Raw genomic sequence first — 684 nt, 5'->3', positions numbered from 1 at the left:
CAGTGTGTTGATCCCTCAAAGATAATTCGTTGAGATCAACGGCGGATTCGTCAGCATTTCCGAGGAAGCAGCGATGCGATCAGGCAAGCTCTGCGCCGTGACCAACCACGTGCCGCGCGAGCGCGCCTCCTCGCTGTCCGCTGGTACCTGCGATACGCCCTGTCCTACCGCGATGTCGAGGAGCTGCTCGCCGAACGCTGCCTCGATGTCGATCACGTCACGATCTACCGCTGGGCCCAGCGCCTTACGCCTCTGCTGGTCGAGCTGGCCCGGCCCGGCGACAGGTGGTATGTCGACGACACCTACGTCAAGATCGCCAGCCGGTGGACCTACCTGTACCGGGCGGTCGACCAGTACGGCCAGGTCATCGACGTTCTCACCAGTACCCGCCGCGACCAGGCGACTGCCTGCCAGTTCTTCATCCGGGCGCCGCCGTAGGGGCGCCGCCCGGTCGAGGTCACTACCGACAAAGCCCCGGCCTACCCGCGGAGCCTCGACGAGCCGCTCCCGAGGCCTGCCATGTCGACGCAGCCCGGGAGAACAACCGGATCGAAGCCGACCACGGACGACTCAAGCACGACTCCGACCGACCCTCACCCGTCGCTGGTTGCCCGGTGCGTCCGTCCCCGGACAGGCCAGGCCGATTCACCCCGGTTTGCGATCTACTACCAGCCGTCACCGACG

Annotated in this window: 1 pseudogene; it reads left to right on the top strand. The window is 66.1% G+C overall.

The features are described 5' to 3' along the window. Positions 1-90 precede the first annotated feature (90 nt). Positions 91-575: pseudogene (locus AC08OJ_RS19680) on the top strand (IS6 family transposase); the annotation flags it as partial. Positions 576-684 lie beyond the last annotated feature (109 nt).

The organism is Frankia sp. CgKIO3, assembly GCF_977946435.1.
The sequence above is the reverse complement of the archived record's forward strand: the minus strand, read 5'-3'. Positions and strand labels throughout refer to the sequence as shown.